This is a genomic window from Terriglobus roseus, assembly GCF_900102185.1.
In the GTDB taxonomy this organism is placed as follows: Bacteria; Acidobacteriota; Terriglobia; order Terriglobales; family Acidobacteriaceae; genus Terriglobus; species Terriglobus roseus_A.
In genome coordinates this window covers 2,722,132-2,747,998 of the sequence record NZ_LT629690.1, presented here as the reverse complement: position 1 = coordinate 2,747,998, position 25,867 = coordinate 2,722,132, and the positions used below count along the sequence as shown (strand labels likewise).

Here is a 25,867-nt window from a genome sequence, read left to right as displayed (position 1 = left end):
CATCTGATTGTTTGCCTGCGTGCAGTTTCGCCGCAACAAACATAAGAAATTTGGAAGGACGTAGAAGCATGCTGGATACCGCGCTGCAATTTATCGAAGCAAATAAGGCCAATGCGTTGGACGAGTTGAAGCAGTTTCTGCGCATCCCTTCCATCAGCACGTTGCCAGAAAACACAGGCGATGTGCGCCGCGCAGCGGAGTTTTTGGCCGCCGAATTGAAGCGCATTGGCATGGAAAATGTGCGGCTCATCGAAACGGCTGGCCATCCGCTTGTCTACGCTGACTACCTGCACGCTGCAGGGAAGCCAACTGTACTTTGCTACGGCCACTATGACGTGCAGCCGCCAGATCCGCTCGATGAATGGCTGTCGCCTCCCTTTGAGCCCGAGGAGCGCAACGGCAATATCTACGCCCGCGGCGCAGTTGATGACAAGGGCCAGCTCTGGATGCAGGTGAAGGCGCTAGAGGCGTTGCTTAAGAGCGGTTCGTTGCCTGTGAACGTTCGCGTGCTTGCTGAGGGTGAAGAGGAGGTCGGTGGTGAAGGCATCGCCGAATTTTTGCGCGCGCATCCTGAAGAAGTGAAGTGCGACGTTGCGTTGGTGTGCGATACGGAACTCTTCGCGCCAGATCTGCCTACATTGTGTGTTGGCCTGCGCGGCATGATCTATACCGAGATTGAGGTGCATGGCTCAAAGACGGATCTCCACAGCGGCATGTACGGTGGCGCTGCGCCGAATCCATTTGTGGCGCTCTCGCAGATCATTGCAAAGTTGAAGGATGCAGACGGACGTATCTTGATTCCCGGCATCTACGATGGTCTTCAGAAGCCTACGGACGCGGAGCTCGCCGCATGGAAGTCGTTGCCGTTTGATGAAGAGCATTATCGAGAAACTGAAGTTGGTAGTAGTGAACTCACAGGCGAGCCCGGATACTCCGTGCTGGAACGTACTTGGGCGCGACCCACGCTGGATGTACACGGCATGCCCGGAGGCTTTACCGGTGCGGGTGCAAAGACAGTGATCCCCGCAAAGGCATTGGCGAAGGTTTCGCTACGTCTCGTCCCTGGTATGACCCCGGCCGACACCTTTCGCAAACTGCAGGACTACGTTGCAACCATCGTTCCACGCGGAGTCTCCGTAGAAATCCGCATGATCCACTCGGGCGATCCTATCGTCGTCGGCACGGATAATCCCTTCATCCATGCGGCAACAGAAGCCATGCACGAAGTCTTCGGCAAGGAGACAGTCTTCGTTCGGGGCGGTGGTTCCATCCCCGTCGTGGGTGACTTCGCCCGACAGTTGCATGTGCCCACGGTGATGATGGGCTTCGGTCTTCCAGACGATAACCTGCACGCCCCGAATGAGAAGTTCAACATCAGCAACTTCTATCGCGGCACGGAATCGATCGTGCGCTTCCTGGTGCACGCAGGCCAATGAAGCCAAACATTAGCGGCTACGTGCTGGCCGGTGGCCAGAGTTCGCGCATGGGGCGCGACAAATCCCTGTTGCGTATCAGCGGCTACACATTGCTGCAGATGACCCTGCACAAGCTGGAACAGGTGTGCAGCGATGTATCCATCCTTTGCGGCAGCGAAACGCATGGTGAATATCTCGCCCCCTATGGCCGCGTTGTCGTCGATCGTATTGCAGCCAGCGGTCCACTCAGTGGTCTTGATGCAGCGCTGCACGACGCGCGTGAGGAGTGGTTGCTGATCGTTCCAGTGGATGTGCCTCTTCTGCCTGCATCCGCGTTGCGGGAACTTGTCAGCCGGGGCATCAGCAACGGCAAACCGAACGTAGCCTGTTTTGACGCGCCGGGAAAGCTGCAGCCTCTGCCTGTTTTGCTGCATCGCTCGACGCGCGAAGTCGTTACGCAAGCTGTGCAACAAGGCCGACGTACACTGTTGCCGGTGCTGCGCGATGCCGCTGAAGCAGTTTGCCCGCAGGGCATGTGTGTTCTTCCCGCGGAAGAAATCACAGACGAACTCACGGCGTCGATCTGGTTCACGAACGTAAACACGCCGGACGATTTCGAGGCTGCGAAGGAGTTGCTGCGCACGGAGAACGCTTTTCCGCAACGCGCATCTGAATAAGAAATGGCAGACGGCACACAGGAAAATGGCTCGCAAAAGGAGCCCGCGGAACACGTCGAGGAGTTGCAGCCGAACCACGAGGGCATCCACGCGACTGCGGAGAACACCAGCGAAGAAGATCTGAACAAACCGCTAGTGGAGGCCGTCTCGCAGGATGTCGCCGAAGAGGTAGGCGAGTTCTTCGAGCAGGCAGCCGAGCAGAACGAGACCAACATTGATGAGGGCAACAAGCCCTACATCGCCTTCGAGCACGTCTACAAGTCCTTCGGCAGCTTCAAGGTGCTGGAAGATGTCAGCTTCTTTGTACGCCCCGGAGAAACGCTCTGCATCCTTGGTCGCTCTGGCGTGGGCAAGTCTGTTTCCTTGCAAATGTTGATGGGTTTTCTGAAGCCCGACCAAGGAACCATCCGCGTTGCCGGTGAAAACATCTGCAGTTTCAACGAGCGCCAGATGCTCGAGGTTCGCCGCAAGGTCACCATGGTCTTTCAAAACGGCGCACTGTTTGACTCTTTCTCCGTAGGCGAAAATGTGGCTTTCCCGCTGCGCGAAAAGAACGATCTCGATGAGGAGCAGATCCGCCAGATCGTGAAGGGGCTGCTTGAGATGGTTGGCGTCGCGGGCATGGATGATCTGCTACCCAGCGACCTTTCCACCGGCATGAAACGCTCCGTCGCTATTGCGCGAGCGCTCGCATCGCAGCCGGAGGCTATCCTTTACGACGAACCCACCACCATGGTCGATCCGCTGATCGCACATCTCCTTGGCGACCTGATCGAACGCCTGAAGCGACAGCTTCACCTCACCAGCATCGTGGTCACACACGACATGCGTTTCGCAAAAAAGCTGGCAGATCGGGTTCTTTTTCTGCATGAGGGCACGGCGCGCTTCTTCGGAACACTGCAAGAGCTGGAACACAGCGATGATCCAGTGCTGAAAGAGTTTATGGCGATGGACGAACTTGTCCTTCCGCAGTGATATCGGCGCAGTAAATCGCTATCCCAAATCTCGTTCTCCTGCGATAATTCCGCATATTCAAACATTCTCAGGGGACGTCTACGATGCTCGTTACACGCCGTCTTGCCATGGCTACGCTGGCCGTTCTGGTTAGTGCTTCTGCTGCCACTCTTTCTGCCCAGGAACCGCTTGGTACGCGGCCCACAGACAAGAACATGATCCCGCCCACGTTCACGCCGCCTCGGCATGAACCGCCCATGCAGCAGCCGCCGCTGCCGCTGGACTACGAAAAGCGCGTTGTCATGATTCCCATGCGCGACGGCACCAAGCTCTATACGGTCATCGTGATCCCCAAGGGCGCGAAGAACGCACCCATGCTCATGACGCGTACCTGCTACAACGCTGCGGCTCGCGCCCACGCTGCGCGCACACCAGAGCCCGCTGCTCCGGTTGCTGCAGGACGCCGTCCCGGTGCAGGTGGACCTGCGGGACCCGGAGCCGTGAAGCCGCCAGCCTCGCACATGGTGGACGAGTTGAACCTGAGCGATGAAGTCTTCGTGCGCGATGGCTATATCCGCATCTATCAGGACGTTCGCGGTAAGTACGGCTCCGAAGGCGTGTACCTGATGACGCCGCCGCCCGTTGGCCCGTGGAATCCTACCGGCGCAGATGACACAACCGATGCCTATGACACCATTGACTGGCTCGTGAAGAACGTTCCAGAGTCCAACGGTCGGGTTGGAATGATCGGCTCGTCCTATGAGGGATTCACCGTCGTCATGGCGCTGCTTCACCCGCATCCCGCGCTGAAGGCAGCCATCCCGGAAAGCCCCATGGTTGACGGCTGGATGGGCGATGACTGGTTCCAGTACGGCGCCTTCCGCCAGCGCATGCTGGACTACTTCGTCTCGCAGACCTCCGCTCGCGGAGCCGGTGCACGCGCGACGCACGAAGGTAGCGACGACTACGAAAATTTCCGCAAGCTCGGTTCGGCTGGCGACTTTGCTCGCTGGCAGGGGCAGGAACAGTTGCCCTTCTGGAAGATGGTCGAAAACCATCCCGCATACGACGCCTACTGGCAGTCGCAGGCGCTGGACAAGCTCATCGGCAAGGCTGACCTGACCGTCCCCACTATCTGGCTGCAGGGTCTCTGGGATCAGGAAGACATGTACGGCGCGAACCACTCGTACGCCGCATGGGAGCCCAAGGACAAGACCAACACCATGAACATCCTCGCAATGGGGCCATGGTTCCACTCGCAGGTCAACCGCGAAGGCAAGCAGACCGGCCCCATGTATTGGGATGGCGACACCACCGCCTGGTTCCGCGACAACGTGCAGCTTCCGTTCTTCAACATGTATCTGCGCGAGAACGGGCCCAAGGCGGATATCAAGCCGGTGTACATCTACAACACGGGCGAAAATCGTTGGGACACGCCAACCAAGTGGCCCCTCTCCTGTGAGTCCGGCTGCGACTGGAAGCCCAAGCCGCTCTACCTTGGCGCCAACGGTAAGCTGAGCTTTGACGCACCCACCGCCGCAGGCAAGTTTGACGAGTACGTCTCTGACCCTGCAAACCCTGTCCCGTTCTTGCCGCGCCCAATTGAGAACAGTGGATGGCAGACGTGGCTGTTGCACGACCAGCGCTTCATTGATGGCCGTCCTGACGTCCTTGTCTACACCAGCGATGTACTGAAGGAGCCGCTCCGGGTGAGTGGTGTTCCCAAGGTCAACCTGGTTGCCAGCACCAGCGGCACCGATAGCGACTGGGTCGTGAAGCTGATTGACGTCTTCCCGGATGGCCACACCAGCGAGATGAATGGCTATGAGCTGCCCATCTCCATGGACATCTTCCGCGGACGCTATCGCAACAGCTTTGAAAAGCCGGAAGCACTGAAGTCGGGCGAAGCGCTTACGTACAAGTGGGACATGCCCAACGTGAACCACGTCTTCCAGCCGGGCCATCGCATCATGGTGCAGATCCAGAGCTCGCTCTTCCCGCTCTACGATCGCAACCCGCAGAAGTACGTGCCAAACATCTTCAATGCGCAGCCCTCGGACTATGAGAAAGCCACGCAGAAGGTCTACCACGAAGCAGGGAAGGCCACCTTCATCAGCCTCCCGGTCGTTCCAGTCGATCTGAAGAACTAACCAGCACGCACAAGCAACCTAATCCAGAGAGGCCGCCTTTTTGCAAGGCGGCCTCTCTGTTTGCATATCGGTAACCGCACTCAGCCGCTAAGCTCATGCAAAATAAGCTGTTATTGGAGCGCATAAAATAATTCCAGAAAATGTTTGACAGTGATTGCTTATTCGATTTATTTTGGTGTTGAACACACCGAGGGACGCCTCGATTAACAGTTAACGCAAGCCGATCGAAATAAGGAGATCACCCAATGCGCTCTGTCCTCGCCGCCGCTCTTCTCGCTATCGTTCCCGCTGTTGCTCCCGCTCAGGCTCTTCACTCTGGCATCTCTCACCTGGTTGCTTCTGTAGACGCTCCGGCGTTCGCATTCCAGGCAAGCGCCATCAACGCTGCCAAGCCGCGCATCTTCAGCGGTATCGTTGCTCCCATCCGCCTCACGGAAGTGAAGCTGGCTGGTTCGCTGAACACGCCGCACGTTTCTGACGTCACCGTGCAGTACACCGTGAACGAAGCTGGTGTTCCCGAGAACGTAAAGGTTGTTACCCCGATCGATGCTGTGACCGCTGCTAAGGTCTCTGACGCTGTTAGCAAGGTTCGTTATAAGGCAGGCACGCTCGACGGTCAGCCGGTTGCTGTGCCTGTCACGCTGCACGTAGCACTGCGCTAAACATCGCTCCCTCAGGGGCAGGCCACAAGGTCTGCTACATCGCAAGGTTATCCATTCGTGGATGACCTTGTTTGCTTTTGTAGGCCAAAGACCCATGCGGGGCACTTACATTCCGCTCATGGCGGGATATAGTGGCATTCATCATGCCCGGATTGTTCCCCCGCGTCATTTTCTCTCGTCTCTTGGCCTCGATGCTTTTCAGCGTGATATCACTGGTTCCTCTCACGGCACAGGCACGCCCGTCTTCTCCTGGAGAACTCGATACGCCGCGTGTGCAGATTTACACGGGCTATTCCTACTGGCATCCCATCGACGCGAAGATCAACAACGTCGCGTTCCCTGATGTGAAGTTTGGCGCGATCGGCAGTGCAACTTACTTTCTGCGCCCGTGGCTTGGTGTGACTGCGCAATTCGGCTCGCATGTGGATGATGTCCATGGTCCAGAAGGGAACATGGATCTCGGACTTCAGTTCCAAACCTCCGCGCATCGCTTCACACCTTTCTTCCACGTGCTTGGCGGCTCCACGTTCCTCGGCGGTCCTGCGAACAACGGTCGCAAGTATGGCTGGAACGGCACTGCGGGTGTGGGCCTGGATTGGGTGCCGACGTATCACCATGACTGGCTCGCAGTCCGCCTCTTCCAGGGCGACTACGAGTACAACCACGTTGATTTTGGCCCGGCCTCCGCAGACCGGCTCTCCGGTGGCATAGCGAAGAACAACACGTTGAATGCCAGCACCGGTCTGGTCTTCCGTTTCGGCGGCCGTCACCCTGCTGACATGCAGGCGCAGATGAGCTGCTCCGCCAACCGTGTCGATAACATCGCGGGTGAGCGCGTCTCCGTCAATTCGCAGATCCTTGGCTTTGATGTCCTGAAGCCCATGCAGTACACGTGGCACACGACAGGTGGTATGATCCTCGGCGAAGGTTCAGACAGTGTCATTATTGACACCGCTGGTCTGCCAGCGGGCGACTATCACGTCACTGGTCTGGTCACCCAGGGCAAGCATCGCTCTGCGCAATGCGATGCCGCATTCTCCGTTCGTCAGCCACAGCCGCCCACGGTAAGCTGCGTCGCCTCACCCACCAGCATCGCGCCCGGCGCCACGGCAACGGTCACAGCTACAGGAATGAGCCCGGACAATCGCACGCTCGTCTACGCTTTCAATTCCACCAGCGGTCGCCTGAACGTCAACGGCAACACGGCCACCATCACCGCGCCGGTCTCCCGCGATATCAACACCGTCACGAGCAGCAGCACGACCATCACGGTCACCTGCAATGCGCGCGACGACCACGGCCAGATGGCCTCCGCCTCCGTCACCATTCCGGTCACGCTCAAGGAGACCTATACAACTGACCCCAACCTAGCACCGTTGCCATTGCAGAACGATATGTGTTCGGTCTCCTTCGAACGCGACCGTCGCCGTCCAGCGCGCGTCGACAACGAAGGCAAGGCGTGCCTTGATGATGTGGCGCTCTCGCTGCAACGTCAGCAGGACTCAACTCTTGTCGTTCTGGGCGACCACACATCGCGTGAACGCGCGGCAATGGCCGCAGAGCGCGCTGTGAATGTGAAGCTCTATCTCACGCAGGAGAAGGGCATCGACGCCTCGCGCATCCAGGTGCGCGTGAAGGACGGCGGCATTGCACAGGTGCAGAACATCTACCTGTCGGTCGGTTCCACCTTCAATGAAGAAGGCCGCGCCATCAATGAGCGCGCGGTCGTACACCACAGCGAATCGTACGGCAGACCTGGAGCAGCAACCACATCGCGTCCTCATCGCCGCACCACGAAACGCAAACCTAAAGCCGCAACCCAAAGCCCGGGCACGACTGCAGCGCCATTGCCGTCGAGTACATCCATTCAGCCGCCCGCAGGGCAGGTCGCGCAGCCGAAATGATCCTTCATCACGAACTCGTGGGAGAGCACGATGCGCCATGCATCGTGCTCTCTACGTCACTCGGCGCACGCATGCAGATGTGGCAACCGCAAATGCAGGTGTTAACGCAGCACTTCCGCGTTCTGCGCTATGACATGCGAGGCCACGGCGGTAGCCCTTCACCGGTGGGACCATACTCCATCGCCGATCTCGGCAATGATGTGTTGCAACTCCTCGATTACCACAACATTCCTAGTACGCACTTTTGCGGTATCTCGCTCGGCGGCGTCATCGGCCAATGGCTTGGTGTTCATGCACCGGATCGCATCGAGAAACTTGTTCTCTGCAATACCGCAGCAAAAGTAGGTACAGAAGACGGCTGGCAAAAGCGCATCACTGAAGTCCGCGCCAACGGCATGGCCTCCATCGCAGATACGGTTATCTCCCGCTGGTTTACTGAGCCTTTCGCCGCATCGCATGTAGAGGTCGTGGCCTCCATCCGTGAAGGCATGCTCGCGTGCAATCCTGAAGGCTACGTTGCCTGTTGCGAAGCGCTCCGCACCTGCGATCTGCGCGATGAAATTGCCTCTATCACTGCGCCTTCTCTGATCATTGCTGGCGATCACGACGCCGTCTGCACTCTCGCAGACGCCCAGTTCCTGCAAAGCCAAATTCCCACCAGCCAAGAGCGCACCCTGCCCGCCGCCCATCTTTCAAACGTGGAATCCACAGAAAATTTCAACCAATGCCTGCTCAACTTTCTCCAATAGCTGGTACCCATTTCCGAGTTCTGGATGCACGTATGCTGAATGACATGCAGTTGCGTGTTTTGTTTTTCGGTGTGCTTCGCGATCATTTTGGGCCGGAGGAAGTGCTGGAGCAATTTCCCGGTACAAATGTCGGCGACCTGGTGCGCTACTATCGCGTGCTGTCGCCGGAGCTTGGGCCGCTGTGGGAGAAGATTGCCGTTGCGGTGAATCAGCAGTATGCGACGGCTTCACAGGAGCTATCCAAGCACGATGAAGTGGCGCTGTTGCCGCCAGTGAGTGGTGGCGCACCTTCCCCGATTGAACTGACACATGACGTGATTGACGCGAAGAAGATCACCGATGCACTTAAGGCCGATGAGGATGGTGCGTTCACCGTTTTTGACGGCATTGTGCGTAATAACACCCGCGGACGGCAGACGCTGTTTCTTGAGTATTCGGCGTATGACGCAATGGCGCTCGCACAGATGCAGCAGCTTGCAGCTGAGGCGATTGCGAAGTTCGGTGTGCGCGATGTGGCCGTAGTGCATCGGCTGGGACGGCTTGAGGTGGGTGAAACGAGCATCCTGATTGCCGTGGCTTCCGCCCATCGTGGTGCTGCGTTTGAGGCTTGCCGATGGCTGATTGACACCATCAAGAAGCAGGTGCCCATCTGGAAGAAGGAACACTTTGTAGATGGCGCAGTCTGGGTGGATGGCGAACCATTTCCGGAAGCGATTGTTCCCACTGTGTAACTGCTCACCGCAGGAAGATCGTCAAAGTCCAACGAAGCAGGGTGTATGGTTGCCCTTGGAGTTCTCCCTCTCGTGAAGCGTCTTCGTTGTCTGCTGCCTGCGTTGCTCCTGATCGGTTTGCCTGTATTTGCGCAGGACGCCCCGGTGATCCGTGTGGAGACGCGGCTGGTGAATGTTCCCGTAAATGTGGCGGATGTGCATGGCGCGCCTGTTTCCGGGCTGACTCAGGATGACTTCACCGTGAAGGAAGATGGGCGCACGCAGAAGATTGCCATCTTTGAGCGTGAGGCGAGTACGCCGCTTTCGATTGTGATGGCGGTAGATACGTCTGGTTCCGTCATCTCGCAGTTTCGTACGGAACGCGATGCCGCGAAGAAGTTTGCGCAGCAATTGCTTCGTCCGGAAGACGAGATGGACCTGATTTCGTTCGCATATGAGTCTACTGAGGTTGTGTCCTACACGAATGATTGGCGCCGCATCGACGATGGCTTGAAGAGGCTCAATAAAGGCGAGGATACGGCGCTTTACGACGCCATCTACGTTGCGAGTGAGCGGCTGACCGAAGCGAAGCCGGATGCGACGCGCAGACGTGTGCTGGTGCTGGTCACGGATGGTGGTGACAACTCCATCCGCAAGGAAATCGGCTATCAGAAGGCGGTTGCGGAGGCACAGCGGGCCGGTGCAGCGATCTATCCGATCATCATCATGCCGATTCTGTCGGATGCGGGACGCAATGTGGCAGGCGAACACGCGCTGATCCAGATGGCCGAGGATACGGGTGGCAAGTACTTCTACGTGACGGAAAAGGAAGATCTGAAGACGGCGTTTGCGCATCTGTCGGATGATCTGCGAAACCAATACCTGATCGGGTATTACTCGCCGAAGCGGGGTAACGATTCCAGCCTTCGAAGGATCAGCGTTACGTTGAATGATCCAACCGCTGCGCAGACCCTCAGCGTGCGCAGCAAGACCGGCTACTACGCAGACGCTCGCTGACGCGTAGACTGGTGGCGATGCCAGAACTTGATGCCAGCCAGTTTCCGTTTGCCGTTCCCGCTGCCGCCATTGCCCGTGAAGCAGGAGCATTGCTGAAGAGCTATTACGAACGCGGCGTTACAGCCGAGTTCAAGGGCGATGTCGATATCGTCACAGAGGCGGACCGCGCCAGCGAAAAGCTGATTGGTGAGCGCCTCAAAGCAGTGTTTCCGCAGCATGGCGTGTTTGGCGAAGAGGGAACGCGACAACAACTGGACAGCGAGTATCGCTGGTACATTGACCCGCTGGATGGCACCACGAATTTCGCGCATGGATTTCCGTACTTCTGTGTATCCATGGGGCTTGAGCATCGGCCTGCGGGAACGCCTCAGGATGCTGATGGCGTGATCGTTGCCGGTGTGATCTACGAGCCGCTGCGCGATGAGTTGTTTATTGCCGAGAAGGGCAAGGGCGCCTATCTGAATGGCCACAAAATTCACGTGGCGCCGACAAAGATGTTGCAGGAGTCGCTGATTGCGACAGGCTTTCCTTCGCGCAAACGGCATGAGAGCCCGAACATCCACTTCTACCAGGAGTTCACGCTGCGGTCGCATGGCGTGCGCCGCGCAGGTGCTGCAGCAGTCGACCTGGCGTATGTGGCGTGCGGTCGGCTGGAGGGCTTCTGGGAGTTCAACCTGAACCCCTGGGATACGGCAGCGGGTTCGCTGCTGGTGACCGAGGCTGGCGGCGAGATTACGCGGTTTGATGGATCGCGATTCCGGCTGGATTCGCACGAGGTGCTGGCGACAAATGGCCTGATCGCGGCCGAGATGCGCACGCTTTTTGCGGACATGTTTGCGGGACGGAATGTGTCGCCAATCCCTACACCAGAAGAGTTTAAGAAGCGTCGGGACGAGGCTGAAGCAGCGGAGCGGTAGCGGGAGCGGATATCCGTCCGCAAAAGTCCGATTTCCACAACTGTTATTATCTTTTCGAAGCCCAATAACCTGTTTGAGGGAACAGCGTCGGGCCACATTTTTAGTTGTTTGGAAAGGATTCACCCACCATGGCATACGTCATCGCAGAACCCTGTATCGGCACGAAGGACACGGCCTGCGCCGATGCCTGCCCGGTAGATTGCATTCACCCCAAGAAGGGCGAGGATGGCTACGACGGCAACGAGCAGCTCTTCATCGACCCGGTAGAGTGCATCGATTGTGGCGCGTGCGTTCCGGTTTGCCCGGTGAGCGCGATTTACGCAGCGGACGATCTGCCCGACAAGTGGGTTGACTTCGCACAGAAGGCTGCTGACCACTACGGTCGCTAAGTTTTCTTTGCAAGCATTTCAAGACGCGCAGCTTCGGCTGCGCGTCTTTGCGTTTGCGGCACAATGAGATGAGTGCCTACCGCGCATCAATCCGAGGCGATAGTCCTTCGCACATGGCCTTTCGCTGAGGCAGACCTGATGGTTGCGTTCTTCACGCGCGAGCAGGGCGTGGTGCGTGGCGTGGCGCGGCATGCCATGAAGTCGCGGCGGCGCTTCGGCGGGGCGTTGGAGCCCATGACGCAGGTGCAGGCGGCGTGGGTAGAGCGGCCAAAGCAGGATGTGGTGCGGCTGGAACGGCTGGAGATTGTGTGGTCGCCCTTGCGGGATCCAGTGGACTACACGCGTGCAGCGGGGCTGGCTTTTCTGGCGGAGATTCTGGAAGGCGCGCTGCCAGACCACGCGCCGGAGGATGATGTGTTTCGTCTGGCCGCGGCGGTTGCGCCAATGCTGCGGCGAGGGACAACGGCAGTTTCCGCGACATACTTCGCGCTTTGGATTACACGACTGTTGGGGTGGATGCCGGACCTTGGGCGTTGTGCTTTGAGTGGCGAGTCCCTGCGGAATCGCGCGGTGTATTACTCGCCGCTGAGGGATGGCGTGTTCAGTGAAGGAAAGCGGCCTCAGGGCTCTGTGTTGTTGCCTGCTGAGGCGATTGCTGCTGCCGCTCGTATCTTCCGCGAACCTTTGCCGCAGTTGATTGAAGAGGGAGAGCTTTCACGCGCCGCGTTGCAGCAGTTGCGGCGGTTCGCGGTGAGTGTGCTCGAACGGCATCTGGAAGAGCGATTGAAAAGTGCTCGTGTGCTGGCAACGTTGTAAGTGACTCGCGTTAGGAGCGCAGGTCGCACAATCGCATCAGGCGATCTGTTTCGCGATACGCTTCTTCCACCCAGGCAACAATGTTGGCGGGATCGGGAGCGTACTCCAGCTCAATGGATACCGCACCATCGATCGCCTGTTCCTTGATGGCTTGCAGATAGGGGTGAAACTTCACCACGCCGCGCCCCGGAGGCAGATCCCCGTGTACCTTGCCGTCGCAATCGCTGATGTGAACGTGAACCGCTTTTCCTTGTAGTTGGGAAAGCGAATCCGGTCCGCAGTCTGAAAGAACAAGATGGCTAATGTCGATATTGGCGCGAACGTGCGGATGATTACATTCGCTAAGAAACCGCGCCATTTCGCTTACGTTGTTAAGCAGGCTCAATCGAAAAGGCTCAAGCTCTAGCGCGATATCCAAGCCCTTCGCTCCAGCATCGTCACCCAATATTCGGCATGTCTCAATGGCCCATCGCCATTGGTCTTCTGGCGGAATTACCTCGCGCTGCCAGATGTATTCGCCCAATACCAGAACGATATTTTTCGCCTGAAAATCTGAGGCAAGCTGCAGAAACTTCTTACAGCGTTCTACATGGAATTCGCGCACGGGATCGTTGAAGTCAATCAAGCCCGTCGCGACGACCGGCAGCGAGACAATCGGCAGGTCGCGGCGTTCGCACGTATCAGCAATTGAACGCCTCTCTTCCGGCGTTATGGTCATAGCTTCAGTGAAGATGTCGACACAATCGAAGCCAATGCGCGCGATGTGCTCCAGACCCGTCACCGTGTCCATGCCCACTTGATTGAATGCGCTGTTGATGATGCCGAGCTTCATGTTGGCTGTCCTTGCCTAATTCATCCACTAAATAGAATTCCGCACTCCTCGAGAACTCGATGGAGTGCGGAATTGCGATAGGAGCTACGATTTGGGCTGCGGTGGGCCGCCTGCTGCAATCCATGTGTCTACACGCTTCTCAAGAATGTCGAGCGGTAGCGCACCAGAGTCGAGGACTTCATCGTGGAAGTTGCGGATGTCGAACTTTGCGCCCAACTTCTGTTTCGCACGTTCGCGCAGTTCCAGAATCTTCAATTGGCCGCTCTTGTAAGCGAGGGCCTGTGCGGGCCATGCGATGTAGCGGTCAACTTCAGCCTGTACCGATGGTTCATCCACAGCGGAGTGTTCGTGGAAGTAATCCACCATCTGCTGACGTGTCCAGCCCTTGCTGTGTACGCCGGTATCCACAACGAGACGAATGGCGCGCCAGATGTCAGCCTGCAGGCGACCATAGTCGCTAAGCGGGTCCTGATAGAAGCCTGCGTCCTTGCCCAGATGTTCAGCGTAGAGGCCCCAGCCTTCCTGGTATGCGGTGTAGCCGCCTTCCTTGCGGAATTCGGGGATGCCGGTTAGCTCCTGCGAGATGGAGATTTGCAGGTGATGGCCGGGGATACCTTCGTGATACGCGATGGCTTCCGTGGTGAAGAGGGTGCGACCTGCAAAGTTGTAGGTGTTGGCGTTGAAGACGCCGGGGCGCTTTCCGTCTGGCGTGCCCTGTTCGTAGTCAGCCGGTGCGGAGTTGGCGGCGCGGAAGTCAGGCGTGGGCTTTACTTCCAGCGGAGCCTTCGGCAGGCGACCGAAGAGTTCGGGTAGCTTCGCCTGCATTGCGGCGAGCGGCTTCTTATAGGCATCCAGCAACTGCTCTGCAGAAGTGGGGTGCTGCTTTGGATCGTTCTTGAGATGGTCGTTGAAGCTCTTCAGATCATTGAAGTTGAACTTCTTCGCAATGGCGAGCATTTCGGTTTCGTCGCGCTTCACCTCATCCAGGCCGAGTTGATGAATCTGGTCGGCGGTGCGGTTGGTGGTGGTAAGGGTACGGATCTGGAACTCGTAATATGCCTTGCCGTCAGGCAGCGCCGATGCACCCAGCGTGGTGCGGCATTTGGGGATGTACTGCGCCTTCAGGTAACGACCGAAGCGGTCGTAGCTGGGCAGAACCTTCTGCGTGATGGCATCCATTGCGTCCTTGCGAATGCGCTTCTGGTCAGCCGCTGAGATGGAGGCTGGCATCTTGGCCAGTGGGCCCGCAAACGCGTTCTCTTCAGGCTTGGCTGCGGCAATCTTCTGGATCTGGGCTTGCGCCTTCTCCATAAGCATCTGGGGCACCGTGCGGCTGTCCTGCACGCCAGCGTCCATGGATTCCTGCACCTGCATGAAGACGGCAGGGATGGCGTTGAGGCGGGCGATGTAGTCGTCATAGTCCTTCACGGTGGCGAAGGGCATCATGTTGATGATCTGCAGGAAGGTGAGTTGTGGGCCGCCGAACTGGTTTACCGGCATCTCCCAGGGCTTGAAGCGTGCGCCTTCCTGATCGTCAATGAACTGCTTCATTAGGAGCGTGGCAGAGAGCTGCTCCTGCTCAGGAAGGCCATTGGTGTCGATGGCGCCAAGCTGTGCGATGAGTTCGGCTTCATGCTGCAGATTGGCATTGAAGACGGCGGCGCTGTAGTCGCTCCAGCGGTCGTTGTAGCGGGTGTCGCCGACAGATGTGGCTGTTTCCGGCGACTGCTTCAGCGTCCACTGCCAGTAGTCCTCAAACAGGCGGTTCAACGCGCGGGAACGGTCAGCCACGCTGGTGGCTGCGGCGCGCGGAGCCTGTGCGATGGACTGCATGGGCAGGGTTACAGAAAGGGCTGCTGCTGCGAGGGGAAGAAGAAAGCGCATGAGCCGCAGTGTAGCGGATTCTGCGCTGACACTGCGGCCCTGATTGTCCTCAGGTGGACACCATTACGGTGAATGAGTCCAACATGCGGTAAAGCGTGGAACGGCTGATGCCGAGCACCTCGGCCGCTCGCAGCTTGTTCCCATCGCAACGGTGCAGTACGGCAAGTACGTGTCCGCGTACGACCTGGTCGAGCCGCCACGATCGCAGGTCAACGCGATCCGCAACGGCAGGCGTGGGCACGGGGTGAAACATCGGCGGGCTCACACTTACCTTATCGTCCGCAGGCGTAAGAAGGTGAGGCAAAAGAAAACAGGAAGGCCGAAGCCTTCCCGTTTTCGAACTTCTTTGTACTGCGGAACTTACGCGGTTGCCTTAGCGCAGTGCACATCGAATGCACGTGCCAGCTCCTGCGCAATGGCAGGTGCGTTGGCCGATTCAATGGCGGAACGCTGCATCAGGTACACCAACTGGCCGTCGCGCAGGATGGCGATGGCGGGCGAGGTCGGCGGGTGGCCGCCGAAGTAGCCGCGTGCCTTTTCCGTGGCTTCGCGGTCCTGTCCAGCGAATACGGTAATGCTGTGATCCGGGGTGGTGCCGTGCTGCATGGCCATACGAACGCCGGGGCGCATCTTGCCCGCAGCGCATCCGCAGATGCTGTTCACAACAACCATGGTGGTTCCGGGCTGTGCCAGCGCCTGATCGACTTCCGCGCTGGTGCGCGCTTCCTGAATACCGGCGCGGGTCAATTCCTCGCGCATCGGGATCACCATAATCTCTGGGTACATGTGTGTTTCCTCCGGGCCAAGGCGGGGTGAAGGTCCGCGGCCGTGTCTGTATTGATTCTAACTGGATGCGCCGGAGCGCTGCAGGATTCGCGGACTGGTAGCCTCAAAGGGATGCCGATGCAGATTGATATTCAGAAGGAAATCCCACTTGCGCCATTGACGACGCTGGGAGTTGGAGGGCCTGCGGCACGGTTCTATCGCTGCCAAAACGAGTGGGAGGTACTGATTCTGAGCGAGTTTGCTCGCAAGGAAGCCCTTCCGCTGTTTGTGCTGGGCGGCGGGAGCAATCTGCTGGTTTCCGATGAAGGATTTCCGGGGTTGGTGCTGCAGATGGCCATCACCGGCGTGGAGCGTGAGGGCGATGTACTGCGCGTGGGCGCCGGCGTTGTTTGGGATGATTTCGTGCAGCAAACCGTAGACGCGGGTTTGCAGGGCATTGAGTGTCTGGCGGGAATTCCCGGGACGGTTGGCGGAACCCCAGTGCAGAATGTGGGCGCGTATGGCCAGGAAGTCAGCGAGACGATTGTGTCTGTTCGTTGCTTCGATACAGTCACGGGACAGTATGTCGATCTGAGCAATGAAGCTTGCGGATTTGCGTATCGCACTAGCCGTTTCAATACGACGGACCGTGGTCGCTACATTGTCACGCGTGTGGACTTCCGGCTGCGTGCTGGCGGTGCGCCGTGTCTGAAGTACGCTGACCTGCGCAAGCACTTTGAGGGGAAGCCTCAGCCTTCGTTGGCAGAGGTCGCGGAAGCTGTGCGTGTGATTCGCCGTGGCAAGGGCATGGTGGTGGATGCGGGTGATCCCAACTCGCGTTCGGCGGGCTCGTTCTTTCGCAATCCGATCGTGCCAAAAGAAATCCTTCTGAAGGTTTCAGAGGCTGCGGGAATTGGTGTGGATGCTGTGCCGCACTGGCCTGCCGGTGAGGGCATGATCAAGCTGCCCGCTGCATGGTTGCTGGAACAGGCAGGCTTTGTGCGCGGCTATGCGATGGGACGTGCGGGCATTTCATCGCGGCATACGCTGGCCGTGATCAATCGCGGAGAAGCCACGGCTGCGGACATCATTGCGCTGCGTGAGCAGATTATCGCGACAGTGCGGCTGAAGTTTGGGATTGAGTTGGAGCAGGAGCCGGTTAACGTTGCGTAGCTCTTGCTGACGTTCGGATACAGCGCTAGATATACTTCCGCACCATCATGAAGTTTCGCTTTTTTACCCTTCTTCTGTGGGTTGTGTCTATCTCGATCTGCGCGCAGTCACGGATGGACTACTCCGACAGCACGCGCCTCGACCACCCATTCGCGAAAGACCCATCTGTCATTGAGTTCAAGGGCCGCTTCCTGATGTATTACTCGATCCCCGGGGGCGTGCCGGATCAGTCGCCCAATGCGGCGGAAGTGAACGGATGGGGTGTTGGCATTGCGGAAAGCAAAGACCTACTGCACTGGGTAAAGGTGGGCGAGCTGCCGCAAACACAGGCGGTTGAGAAGAACGGCATTGCTGCGCCGGGCGCACGTGTGATTGACGGAGTGGTCCATCTCTTCTACCAAACCTACGGGCAGGGAGCGAAGGACAGCATCTGTCACGCAACGTCAGTGGATGGTGTCCAGTTTGTGAAGGATGCCGCCAATCCCGTCTATCACCCGACGAAGATGGCGTGGAGTGTGGGACGTGCCATTGATGCGGAAGTGACGGTAATGCCGGATCGCATCATGATGTACTTCGCGACTCGCGACCCGCAGATGCATAAACAGATCATCGGCGCAGCTTCTGCTCCAAGACATGCAAAGCTTACGCGCGGCGACTGGACGGATGTGAGCGTGGATTTGCCCACACTCACGCCGGAATTGCCGTGGGAACACATCTGCACCGAGGCGCCGTCCGTGGTGGAGCATGATGGTTTCTATTACCTGTTTTATGCGGGCGGATGGAATAACGAGCCCCAACAGATCGGCGTGGCGCGCAGCCATGATGGCATTCACTTCACGCGCTTGAGCGACGAGCCTCTGCTGACGAATGGAGCGAAGGGAAGTTGGAACAGTTCTGAGTCAGGCCATCCTGGTGTGTTGCAGGTTGGCAATCGCACGTTTCTGTTTTTTCAGGGTAATGACGATGGTGGCAAAACCTATCATCTGTCAAAGGTGGAGATCGGGTGGCGGCAGGGACGGCCTTATGTCATCCCGGATTCTTCTGGGGCTACAGCTTCTCCCTCAACGAAGTGACGCCTTGTATCCATGCTGTGCATTCTTCTGACAGCACGGCATGAGGAGAGCCTTGCGCCGAAATGTGGCCTGATTCGATGCGAAGGACTTCATCGGCTTCCAGGGCTTCAGGGAGATCGTGCGTCACGGCCAGTACGGCGATGTTATGCGCAACGCAGTGACTTCGAACCTGCTGCATGAGCGTGTCGCGTTGAGTACGGTGCATGCCGGTGAAGACTTCATCTAGAAGTAGAAGACGCGGTGTGGAAGCAAGTGCGCGAGCGATGGCGACTCGCTGACGTTCGCCGCCGGAGAGCGTAGCTGGCTTTGCATCCGCGAGAGCGTTGAGCGCGAACAGGTCGAACATTTGAGCGATGGATTCTGCCTGGTTGCTTTCGGTTCCAAAGGCGATGTTCTCGCGCACGGTCATGTGCGGGAAGAGCGCCGGTTGTTGTGCTACCAATGCGATCTTTCGTTTGTATACAGGTGTTGTTGTGATGTTGTCTGCGCCAAGAATCACGTGGCTTTCCTGTGGTTTCCATAAGCCAGCGATGAAGCGCAGCAGTGAAGATTTTCCGGAACCGGATGGTCCGAAGAGAACAGTCCATGGATGCGTTGTTGTGAAGTCTGCGTTGATATGCAGGGATCCGATCATGGCGTCGCATTGCACTTGAAGCTGCGGAGTCTCAGGCACGTTGCTGCCTCCGGAATAGCGGCAATGCGTAGAGTAGGAGCAACGCGATGGTGGAGAAGCCGAGCAGCGTGAGCGCGAGTGTATTGGCGGTGGTGAAGTCGCCGCTTTCTACCAGGTTGTAAAGCGCGATTGAGAGCGTGCGGGTGCGACCGGGGATGCTTCCACCCAGCATCAGCACGACGCCGAATTCGCCAACCGTGTGCGTAAACGTGAGGACCCCGGCGGTTAGCAACGAACTCTTGGCAAGCGGCAGTGCGATTCTCGCGAAGGTGCTTCGCGGAGAAGCACCGAGCGTGGCAGCGGTTTCAAGATAGGTGGGATCAACAGCTCGCAGACCGGCGACGATGGGTTGCACTGCGAACGGCAGACTGTAGAGGATGGAGCCAACGACGAGACCGCTAAAAGAGAAGGCGAGTGTATGCCCGAGGAGTTTGGTGATCGCTCGCCCTATCGTTGTTGTTGGACCCAGGCCGACGAGAAGATAAAAGCCAAGCACCGTGGGCGGAAGGATCAGCGGCAGCGCGACGATTGCTTCTGCGACATAACGCAGGCGCGTGTGGGCGAAGGCGATCCAGCCTGCCAGGGGGATGGCGAGGAGCAACAGCACCGCCGTTGTTACGGCTGCCAGTTCCAGCGTCAGGAGCAGGTCGGCTGTGTCCACGCGTTTGAGTGTACCGTTCTCATGGAACCAGAAGGTTCCGCATTGCGTATGAGTTGCGTATGACACGGCTGATGGTGATTGCGCTCTTTTTTTTCGGCACCTGTGCTTCGGCGCAGGAGAGCTTTGATGTGGCCACCATTCGGCCCAGCAATCAGAGCGTGAAGTTTGAGCGCGACGGCGAGACGGAGATCTCGCACGGTACGCTGCGCATGCATGACGTGACGCTTATCACTTGCATCAAGTACGCGTATCACGTGCAGCGCGCGCAAATTGTCGAGATGGATGGCATGGACAAGCAGCACTATGACATCACGGCGAAGGCCGATGCATCTGTGAACGATGACCGGATGCGGCAGTTGCTTCAAGGTCTACTTGCTGAGCGGTTCGGGCTGAAGTTCCATCCCGGCACGAAGGAGACTTCCGCTTACGTGGTGACGGTGGGGCCGCAGGGATTGAAGAAGATGAAGCCCGCCGCTCAGGATGGCGATCCGTGGCACCAGAACTCAGCGATGGGCATGGTCGCAAAGGATTGGACCATACAGGATTTTGTGACGTATGTTTCCGATCCGTTGGGCGCGCCCATGGTGGATGAAACACACTTACCAGGCAAATATGATTTCAGTTTCGACTTTCACCCGTACGTGGACCAGGCTGCGGAGATCCATGCTGATCCGCAGGCGGTGCTACGCATGACTTTCGAAGGCGAATTGGGATTGAAGATGACGCGCCGCCACGTCACCATTCAGACGATGGTCATCGATCAGGTGACCGCGCCGACGGAGAACTGACGACCTAGTTCACCCGCTCTAATCCCTTGGTCTGCAGGTCGGATTGAATCTTGTCGCTGAGGATGAAATTCAGCAGCAGATGTGCGCCTTCATGATTCGCGCCGTTCTTCAGAATGACGGCAGTCTGGATGATTTCGGGATACTGGCCGAAGGGAATCAGTACGAATTGCCCAGCGTCTTTGTACTTGGATGTGACGGCCATGGTCCGTGAGATGAATGCGACTTCCGCATTGCCGCTGAGAGCGAATTGCCCAGCCTGCGCAACGCTGTCCGCCTGCACGATGTGCGGAGAGACGTTGGCGTATACGTTCAATTTCTTCAAAGCAGCGATTGCGGCGCGTCCATAGGGTGCTCTGTCAGGATTGGCCACAGCCACGGGGCCAATGTCTTTGCGCGATAGAACATCGATTGTGAGCGGTTTGATGCGCGAATCATTGCGCGTCCATATGCCCAGCATGCCCTTGGCATAGGGCGCTGGCGCCTTCTGCATTGTCAGGCCGGAGGCGACCGCTTGTTCCGCGAAAAAGAAGTCAGCAGAGAAGAAAATGTCAGCGGGCGAGCCGTTCTGAATCTGTTGCAACACCGCGGCGGAGGACGCGTAGCTGATTTTGAGTTTCAGCCCTGTCTGCTTTTCAAACAGCGGTGAATAAGCAGTTAATACAGGTTCCATATCAGCGGCGGCGGCCACAATCACTTCTTTCGAAGCAGCCTTGTCCTGCGCGCGCAGGCAGGTTGTGGAGCAGAGGACGGCAACGAAGATCCATACGGCGAAAAAGCGAAGTCGATGCATGGTGCGATACCCTAGAGTCATCCATGTCATTTGTCTCACATCAGCTTCGATGCATTGGAAGTGGCGAGCGGATTGCTCCCGATGCGGTTAGCAGTGATTTCCGCGACCCGGCTACTGGCGAACTCTACGAGGTGGAGTATTCGTGGAGTGAAACGCGCGGCGATGCCGCCGCACCCCGCCCGAACGCGCAGGCACTTCGCCATCTGTGGGCAGAGCGTCGCGATTCCACGTTGCCCATTGATGCCAGCGGTGTATGGCGCTACCGCGACCTGTTGCCCATTCTGAAGGACGAAAACAACGCAGTAACGCTGCGTGAGGGGAACACACCTCTGTACGACCTGCCCCGCACGTCCAAACTGCTGGGGCTGGACTTCCTGCTTACCAAGCATCAGGGCATGAATCCGACTGGGTCGTTCAAGGACACCGGTATGACTACCGCGCTTTCCGTCGCTGCGGAGCGCGGCTACAAGTGGGTGGCGTGCGCATCGACGGGCAACACGTCGGCTGCGATGGCCGCGTATGCTGCTCGCGCTGGACTGCGTGCGATTGTGTTCATCCCCGAAGGCAAGATTGCGTGGGGCAAGCTGTCACAGTCCATGGACTACGGCGCGCTTACTGTGCAGTTGAAGACGGATTTTGATGGTTGCGTAAAGTTGCTGACGGAGATTGTCCGCAAGAACCCTATCTACCTGCTGAACTCAGTAAATCCGTATCGCCTGGAAGGGCAGAAGACGCCCGCGATTGAGATTTGTGAACAGTTGGATTGGCAGGTGCCGGACCACGTAATCGTTCCCGGTGGCAATCTGGCCAACGGTTCGGCTCTGGGCAAGGGCTTTACTGAGTTGAAGCATCTTGGCTTTATCGACCGTGTGCCCAAGATCAGCGTGATCCAGGCTGCGGGTGCCAATCCTCTGTTCCAGTGGTTCACGAATGAAGAGAAGCAACTGCACCCTGTGACTGCAGACACGCGCGCTACTGCGATTCGCATTGGCAATCCTGCAAGCTGGCGTAAGGCCGCTCGTGTGATTGAGGCGACGGGTGGATGGTGTGAGCAGGCTGACGAGAATGAAATTGCGGTTGCCAAGGCTCAGATTGGCGCGGAAGGCATTGGCTGCGAGCCAGCTTCAGCGGTTACTTTGGCTGGCTTGAAGAAGCTATTGAAGTCGGGCCATGTGCAGACGGGTGAGCGGGTCGTTCTATTGCTGACCGGTCATACGCTGAAGGACCCGGAGTACACCATCGACTTCCATAAGGATCTACTGGCAACGGATGTGGCGGAAGCCGCACCGTATCGCAGGCCACCGCTGGTTCTGGATGCAAACGAGTCATCCGTCATGCGTGCGCTGGAAGCCGAGATGGCGGGTTCTCTGTAGTCATGGCAGATGTATTGAAACTGCGGCTTCCTGCTACCTCTGCCAACCTGGGACCGGGGTTCGATGCACTGGGTTTGGCGATGGATTTCGCGCTTGAGATTGAGGCGCGAGAAGCCGATCGTTTTTCCATAACATCAACAGGTCGTAATACCGCCCAAACCGGGGATGTAGACGATTCTTTGGTGCTGGAAACTTACCGGAGCGTTCTGGACGGACAGGGAATCGAAGCGGTTCCGCTCCATTTGGACCTGCACAACGAGATCCCGCTGGGCATGGGCTGCGGTTCGTCGGCTGCAGCTCTGGTAGCGGGAGTGATGCTCGCTTCGCACTTTGGTGGTCTGGGGTGGTCGAAGCACAAGGTGCTGACCGAGGCTTCGCTACGCGAGGGGCATCCCGATAACGTAGCTGCTTGTGTGCTCGGTGGGCTCACTGTGTCGCTGATGACTGCTGAGGGTGAGGTGGATGCGTTGTCCATCCAGCCGCCGGTGGATTGGCCGTTGCTGGTGATGATGCCAGATAGCTCGCTTTCCACGAAAAAGGCGCGTGCCATGCTGCCAGAGAGCTATTCCAAGGCCGACACGATTGCCAACGTGCAGCGCGTAGCGATGCTGACAGCCGCCTTTGCGCAGGGGCGTGGCGACCTGCTGGCGCTTGCGATGGAGGACAGGATGCACCAGCCCTATCGTTCGCCAGCGTGCCCCCTGCTGCCCCTGTTGCAGCCCATGGCGGGTAACCACGGAGTGCTGGGCGTTGCTCTATCTGGCGCTGGTCCATCGGTCCTGTTGATCCTTGAATCAGGGTCCGAAGACGCAGCGAAAGAAGCTGTCGGGAAGATTCTCAGTGAAAACGGCATGAATGCCGAAGCCGTGGAAACCAAAATATTCCGCGATTTGATGTAACCAAAATCGGATGGTTACTTTTTTGTTACTTTAGTGCGCTGCAAAACATAGATTCAGGTGCTAATTTTGATTTCGTGGACAACCCTGGGGGAGGGTTAGTCTGCGGACGCCCGTCGATCTCGCATGAGATCCGGGCGTTCTTATTTCTGCCAGGGTTTGTGACGAGATCAGCGCGTACGCGGATCAGACCAGTCGCGCAGAGCGTCCCCAAGGAATGAAAACGCGAGTACACACAGCATTACGGCGACTGCTGGGGCAATGACCATATGTGGCGCATCGAAAAGATGCGCCCTCGCGTCGTTCAGCATAGAACCCCAGCTTGCGGCTGGTGGAGGCACTCCCAGGCCAAGGAAGCTGAGTGTGGCTTCTGCAAGAACCGCGCCTGCCATACCGATAGCCGCTTGCACGATGACCGGCTGCACGATATTGGGCAGGATGTGTCGAAGCAGAATGCGGAGATCGCCCGCTCCAAGAGAACGCGCCGCTTCCACAAACTCTCGTTCGCGTGCAGACATGACTTGTGCGCGGACAAGTCGCGCGTAGTTCACCCAACCGGAAAGGGTAAGTGCAAGAATCACGTTGCGGAGGCCAGGGCCAAGGAAGGCGACGAAGGCGATGGCTAGAAGAATGCCCGGCATGGCCATGAAGGCGTTCATTACGTAGACGTTCAGAATGGTGTCTCGCCAGCCGCCGTAGTAGCCGGCGATGGATCCGATGATGAGCCCCAGTAAAAGCGAGAGACTGACAACAGTCACGGCGACTGCAAGAGAGAGTCGCGCTCCAAAGAGAATGCGCGAAAAGATGTCGCGCCCTAGTTCGTCGGTGCCCAGCAGGAAGTGGTGGCCGGGGGACAGGAGGCGCTGCTGCAGATGTAATCCGGCAGGATCATACGGCGCAGCCCAAGGCGCTAATAGGGCCGCGATCGCAAAGAGAAGCAGCAACGCGAGCGCCGTCAGGGCGATGGGAGAACGCATGAACCTATCGTACTTGTGCACCAGCAGTATGGTCACCCGGTGATTCGAAAGCCATGAGGGAAAACGGTTTAGCGCAAGTTTTCCTGATGCAGAAGGGAAGAATTCCTTAGACTGTGACGAAGAAGGGCACGCCCGGAAGCTATGATGAGAGGCGATATCTTCATCTGACAGGCTGTGAAGGAGCCCCCATCTGGACATCCTGATTTACGGGCTGAACTATGCCCCGGAACTGACCGGCATCGGAAAATACACTGGCGAAATGGCGGCGTGGCTGGCTGCGCGTGGCCATCGAGTGCGAGTGGTGACAGCGCCTCCGTATTATCCTGCCTGGAAAATTGCAGACGACTACCGTGGACGGGGATACGTCCGCGAGGGCGGCGGCGAGGCTGGTGATGGTCACGGAGATCCACTGGTGTTCCGCTGTCCGTTGTACGTTCCCGAGAAGGTAACGGGGATCAAGCGTGTGCGTCACTTGTTCTCTTTTGCATTGAGTTCTTTCCCTGTACTGATGCGTGAAGTGATGGCATCCCGCGCGGGTGCGCCGGACATTATCTGGACCGTAGAACCCACATTTTTCTGCGCCCCCTTTGCACTGTTGGCATCGCGACTGGCACATACGCCGGCTTGGCTGCATGTGCAGGATTTTGAAGTGGATGCAGCGTTTGATCTGGGTATGCTGCCGAAGAAGGGGCCGATCCATACATTCGCCATGCTGCTGGAGAAGACATTCTCAAAAGCGTTTCAGCGCGTTTCCAGTATCTCTGTGCGTATGGTGGAACGTTCGCTTACGAAGGATGTTCGACCGGAACGTATTGTTTTGTTTCCTAACTGGGTAGATATCGACCTGGTAAAGCCACAAGCGCCAGATGCACCCAACCGTTTCCGCTCAGAGCTTGGTCTGGAAGGGAAGACGGTGTTCCTGTACAGCGGGAACATGGGCAACAAGCAAGGACTTGAGTTGTTGCCCAAGGTTGCTGCGGCGTTGAGTCAAGATACGTCCATCCATTTCCTTCTATGTGGTGAGGGAGCCTTTCGCGCTGAGTTGGAAGAGATGGTGCGCGGACTGACGAACGTGACCTTGCTGCCGCTTCAGCCACTGGAATCGTTGAATGAGCTTCTGAATTGTGCTGACGTCCATCTGTTGCCGCAGCGTGCGGGCGCGGCGGACCTGGTGATGCCGTCAAAGCTGACGGGCATGTTATCCAGCGGGCGCGCAACGATCGCAACCTCACCAACAGATACGCAGCTTGGAACGGTGATCTCGGGCGGTGTTGACGGTAGCTCTCCCTGCGGCGTGGTGGTTCCACCGGAAGATGTAGAGGCGATGGTGGACGCTGTTCAGATGCTCGCCGCGAATCCAACGCAACGGATGCGCATGGGTGAAAACGCGCGTCAATATGCAGTACGGAATCTGGGACGCGAACAGGTTTTGGAACAGTTCGAACGTGACCTGCGTTCCGCCGTCAATGAATATCGCGGACGTCCGTTTGAACGGCCGCAGACTCCGTTCCGCTTCGCATTGGTGAACCGTCGTCGTCGCCGTCGGCCACCAGCTCCTCCCATTCCAGCAGAGTAGACTTAACAAGAATGGTCCACGTAGAGACCGAAAAACATTGCAAATT

Annotated in this window: 26 protein-coding genes; 18 read left to right on the top strand and 8 right to left on the bottom strand. The window is 57.8% G+C overall.

Annotated elements, in window-relative coordinates; all coding sequences use genetic code 11:
* Nucleotides 1-68 precede the first annotated feature (68 nt).
* From BLT38_RS11425 to recO, 12 genes are all read left to right on the top strand, one after another.
* On the top strand, nt 69-1,436 hold the full coding sequence (locus tag BLT38_RS11425) for a dipeptidase (RefSeq protein ID WP_083345287.1): 1,368 nt from the start codon (nt 69-71) through the stop codon (nt 1,434-1,436).
* Entirely contained in the window at nt 1,433-2,092 is a 660-nt protein-coding gene (mobA, locus tag BLT38_RS11420; protein WP_083345286.1) for a molybdenum cofactor guanylyltransferase, read from the top strand. Before BLT38_RS11425 ends, mobA begins: the two co-directional genes overlap by 4 nt.
* Nucleotides 2,093-2,095: 3 nt before the next feature.
* Nucleotides 2,096-3,067, top strand: coding sequence for an ABC transporter ATP-binding protein (locus BLT38_RS11415; RefSeq protein ID WP_083345285.1), 972 nt, complete (start codon nt 2,096-2,098; stop codon nt 3,065-3,067).
* 83 nt (nt 3,068-3,150) lie between these two features.
* Nucleotides 3,151-5,196: a CocE/NonD family hydrolase gene (locus tag BLT38_RS11410; protein WP_083345284.1), complete on the top strand. Its 2,046-nt coding sequence runs from the start codon at nt 3,151-3,153 to the stop codon at nt 5,194-5,196.
* 245 nt (nt 5,197-5,441) lie between these two features.
* A complete protein-coding gene (locus tag BLT38_RS11405; RefSeq protein WP_083345283.1) occupies nt 5,442-5,858 on the top strand; it encodes an energy transducer TonB in 417 nt (138 codons plus the stop codon).
* Between the two features lie 203 nt (nt 5,859-6,061).
* Entirely contained in the window at nt 6,062-7,762 is a 1,701-nt protein-coding gene (locus tag BLT38_RS11400; RefSeq protein ID WP_172838241.1) for a hypothetical protein, read from the top strand.
* Nucleotides 7,759-8,511, top strand: coding sequence for a 3-oxoadipate enol-lactonase (gene pcaD / locus BLT38_RS11395; RefSeq protein ID WP_083345281.1), 753 nt, complete (start codon nt 7,759-7,761; stop codon nt 8,509-8,511). The genes BLT38_RS11400 and pcaD overlap by 4 nt, the downstream gene beginning before the upstream one ends.
* Nucleotides 8,487-9,242, top strand: a complete 756-nt coding sequence (locus tag BLT38_RS11390; protein WP_231966438.1) for a molybdenum cofactor biosynthesis protein — start codon at nt 8,487-8,489, stop codon at nt 9,240-9,242. The genes pcaD and BLT38_RS11390 overlap by 25 nt, the downstream gene beginning before the upstream one ends.
* A 72-nt stretch (nt 9,243-9,314) precedes the next feature.
* The gene (locus tag BLT38_RS11385) at nt 9,315-10,238 is read left to right on the top strand and encodes a VWA domain-containing protein (protein WP_231966436.1); all 924 of its coding nucleotides are present in this window, start codon (nt 9,315-9,317) and stop codon (nt 10,236-10,238) included.
* Nucleotides 10,239-10,255: 17 nt separating this feature from the next.
* Nucleotides 10,256-11,155 carry an inositol monophosphatase family protein gene (locus tag BLT38_RS11380; protein ID WP_083345279.1) on the top strand — a complete coding sequence of 300 codons (900 nt, stop codon included), beginning with the start codon at nt 10,256-10,258 and terminating at the stop codon, nt 11,153-11,155.
* Between the two features lie 128 nt (nt 11,156-11,283).
* Nucleotides 11,284-11,544, top strand: a complete 261-nt coding sequence (locus BLT38_RS11375) for a 4Fe-4S dicluster domain-containing protein (RefSeq protein ID WP_047488873.1) — start codon at nt 11,284-11,286, stop codon at nt 11,542-11,544.
* A 72-nt stretch (nt 11,545-11,616) separates the two neighbouring features.
* Nucleotides 11,617-12,360 carry a DNA repair protein RecO gene (recO, locus tag BLT38_RS11370; protein ID WP_083345278.1) on the top strand — a complete coding sequence of 248 codons (744 nt, stop codon included), beginning with the start codon at nt 11,617-11,619 and terminating at the stop codon, nt 12,358-12,360.
* Nucleotides 12,361-12,370: 10 nt separating this feature from the next.
* On the opposite strand, the gene BLT38_RS11365 is transcribed toward recO, so the two are convergent.
* The 4 genes from BLT38_RS11365 to BLT38_RS11350 form a co-directional block, all read right to left on the bottom strand.
* On the bottom strand, nt 12,371-13,192 hold the full coding sequence (locus tag BLT38_RS11365; protein WP_083345277.1) for a sugar phosphate isomerase/epimerase family protein: 822 nt from the start codon (nt 13,190-13,192) through the stop codon (nt 12,371-12,373).
* 84 nt (nt 13,193-13,276) lie between these two features.
* The gene (locus BLT38_RS11360; RefSeq protein ID WP_083345276.1) at nt 13,277-15,076 is read right to left on the bottom strand and encodes a DUF885 domain-containing protein; all 1,800 of its coding nucleotides are present in this window, start codon (nt 15,074-15,076) and stop codon (nt 13,277-13,279) included.
* Nucleotides 15,077-15,125: 49 nt separating this feature from the next.
* Nucleotides 15,126-15,329: a helix-turn-helix domain-containing protein gene (locus tag BLT38_RS11355; protein WP_083345275.1), complete on the bottom strand. Its 204-nt coding sequence runs from the start codon at nt 15,327-15,329 to the stop codon at nt 15,126-15,128.
* Between the two features lie 107 nt (nt 15,330-15,436).
* Nucleotides 15,437-15,862, bottom strand: coding sequence for a BrxA/BrxB family bacilliredoxin (locus tag BLT38_RS11350; RefSeq protein WP_083345274.1), 426 nt, complete (start codon nt 15,860-15,862; stop codon nt 15,437-15,439).
* 42 nt (nt 15,863-15,904) lie between these two features.
* Between BLT38_RS11350 and BLT38_RS11345 the strand changes: the two genes are divergently transcribed.
* Together BLT38_RS11345 and BLT38_RS11340 are read left to right on the top strand one after the other, a co-directional pair.
* On the top strand, nt 15,905-17,014 hold the full coding sequence (locus BLT38_RS11345) for a UDP-N-acetylmuramate dehydrogenase (protein ID WP_331711376.1): 1,110 nt from the start codon (nt 15,905-15,907) through the stop codon (nt 17,012-17,014).
* A 47-nt stretch (nt 17,015-17,061) separates the two neighbouring features.
* Nucleotides 17,062-18,087 carry a family 43 glycosylhydrolase gene (locus tag BLT38_RS11340; protein WP_083345273.1) on the top strand — a complete coding sequence of 342 codons (1,026 nt, stop codon included), beginning with the start codon at nt 17,062-17,064 and terminating at the stop codon, nt 18,085-18,087.
* On the opposite strand, the gene BLT38_RS11335 is transcribed toward BLT38_RS11340, so the two are convergent.
* Together BLT38_RS11335 and modB are read right to left on the bottom strand one after the other, a co-directional pair.
* Nucleotides 18,062-18,721, bottom strand: a complete 660-nt coding sequence (locus tag BLT38_RS11335; RefSeq protein ID WP_419865774.1) for an ATP-binding cassette domain-containing protein — start codon at nt 18,719-18,721, stop codon at nt 18,062-18,064. The genes BLT38_RS11340 and BLT38_RS11335 overlap by 26 nt on opposite strands.
* A gap of 31 nt (nt 18,722-18,752) precedes the next feature.
* The gene (modB, locus tag BLT38_RS11330; RefSeq protein WP_083345271.1) at nt 18,753-19,421 is read right to left on the bottom strand and encodes a molybdate ABC transporter permease subunit; all 669 of its coding nucleotides are present in this window, start codon (nt 19,419-19,421) and stop codon (nt 18,753-18,755) included.
* Nucleotides 19,422-19,480: 59 nt separating this feature from the next.
* Here modB and BLT38_RS11325 point away from each other — a divergent pair, with 59 nt between their 5' ends.
* Entirely contained in the window at nt 19,481-20,209 is a 729-nt protein-coding gene (locus BLT38_RS11325; RefSeq protein ID WP_083345270.1) for a TIGR03435 family protein, read from the top strand.
* A gap of 4 nt (nt 20,210-20,213) precedes the next feature.
* Here the strand turns inward: BLT38_RS11325 and modA are convergent, their stop codons facing one another.
* The gene (gene modA, locus BLT38_RS11320; RefSeq protein WP_083347054.1) at nt 20,214-20,999 is read right to left on the bottom strand and encodes a molybdate ABC transporter substrate-binding protein; all 786 of its coding nucleotides are present in this window, start codon (nt 20,997-20,999) and stop codon (nt 20,214-20,216) included.
* Between the two features lie 23 nt (nt 21,000-21,022).
* Here modA and thrC point away from each other — a divergent pair, with 23 nt between their 5' ends.
* Both thrC and thrB read left to right on the top strand, forming a co-directional pair.
* Nucleotides 21,023-22,372, top strand: coding sequence for a threonine synthase (thrC, locus tag BLT38_RS11315; RefSeq protein ID WP_083345269.1), 1,350 nt, complete (start codon nt 21,023-21,025; stop codon nt 22,370-22,372).
* 2 nt (nt 22,373-22,374) lie between these two features.
* Nucleotides 22,375-23,271: a homoserine kinase gene (gene thrB / locus BLT38_RS11310; protein ID WP_083345268.1), complete on the top strand. Its 897-nt coding sequence runs from the start codon at nt 22,375-22,377 to the stop codon at nt 23,269-23,271.
* A gap of 167 nt (nt 23,272-23,438) precedes the next feature.
* Here thrB and BLT38_RS11305 read toward each other — a convergent pair whose 3' ends face one another.
* On the bottom strand, nt 23,439-24,245 hold the full coding sequence (locus BLT38_RS11305) for an ABC transporter permease (protein WP_083345267.1): 807 nt from the start codon (nt 24,243-24,245) through the stop codon (nt 23,439-23,441).
* 190 nt (nt 24,246-24,435) lie between these two features.
* Here BLT38_RS11305 and BLT38_RS11300 point away from each other — a divergent pair, with 190 nt between their 5' ends.
* Complete coding sequence (locus BLT38_RS11300; RefSeq protein ID WP_083345266.1) at nt 24,436-25,821, top strand: glycosyltransferase WbuB; 1,386 nt, start codon at nt 24,436-24,438, stop codon at nt 25,819-25,821.
* The last annotated feature ends 46 nt before the right edge of the window (nt 25,822-25,867 follow it).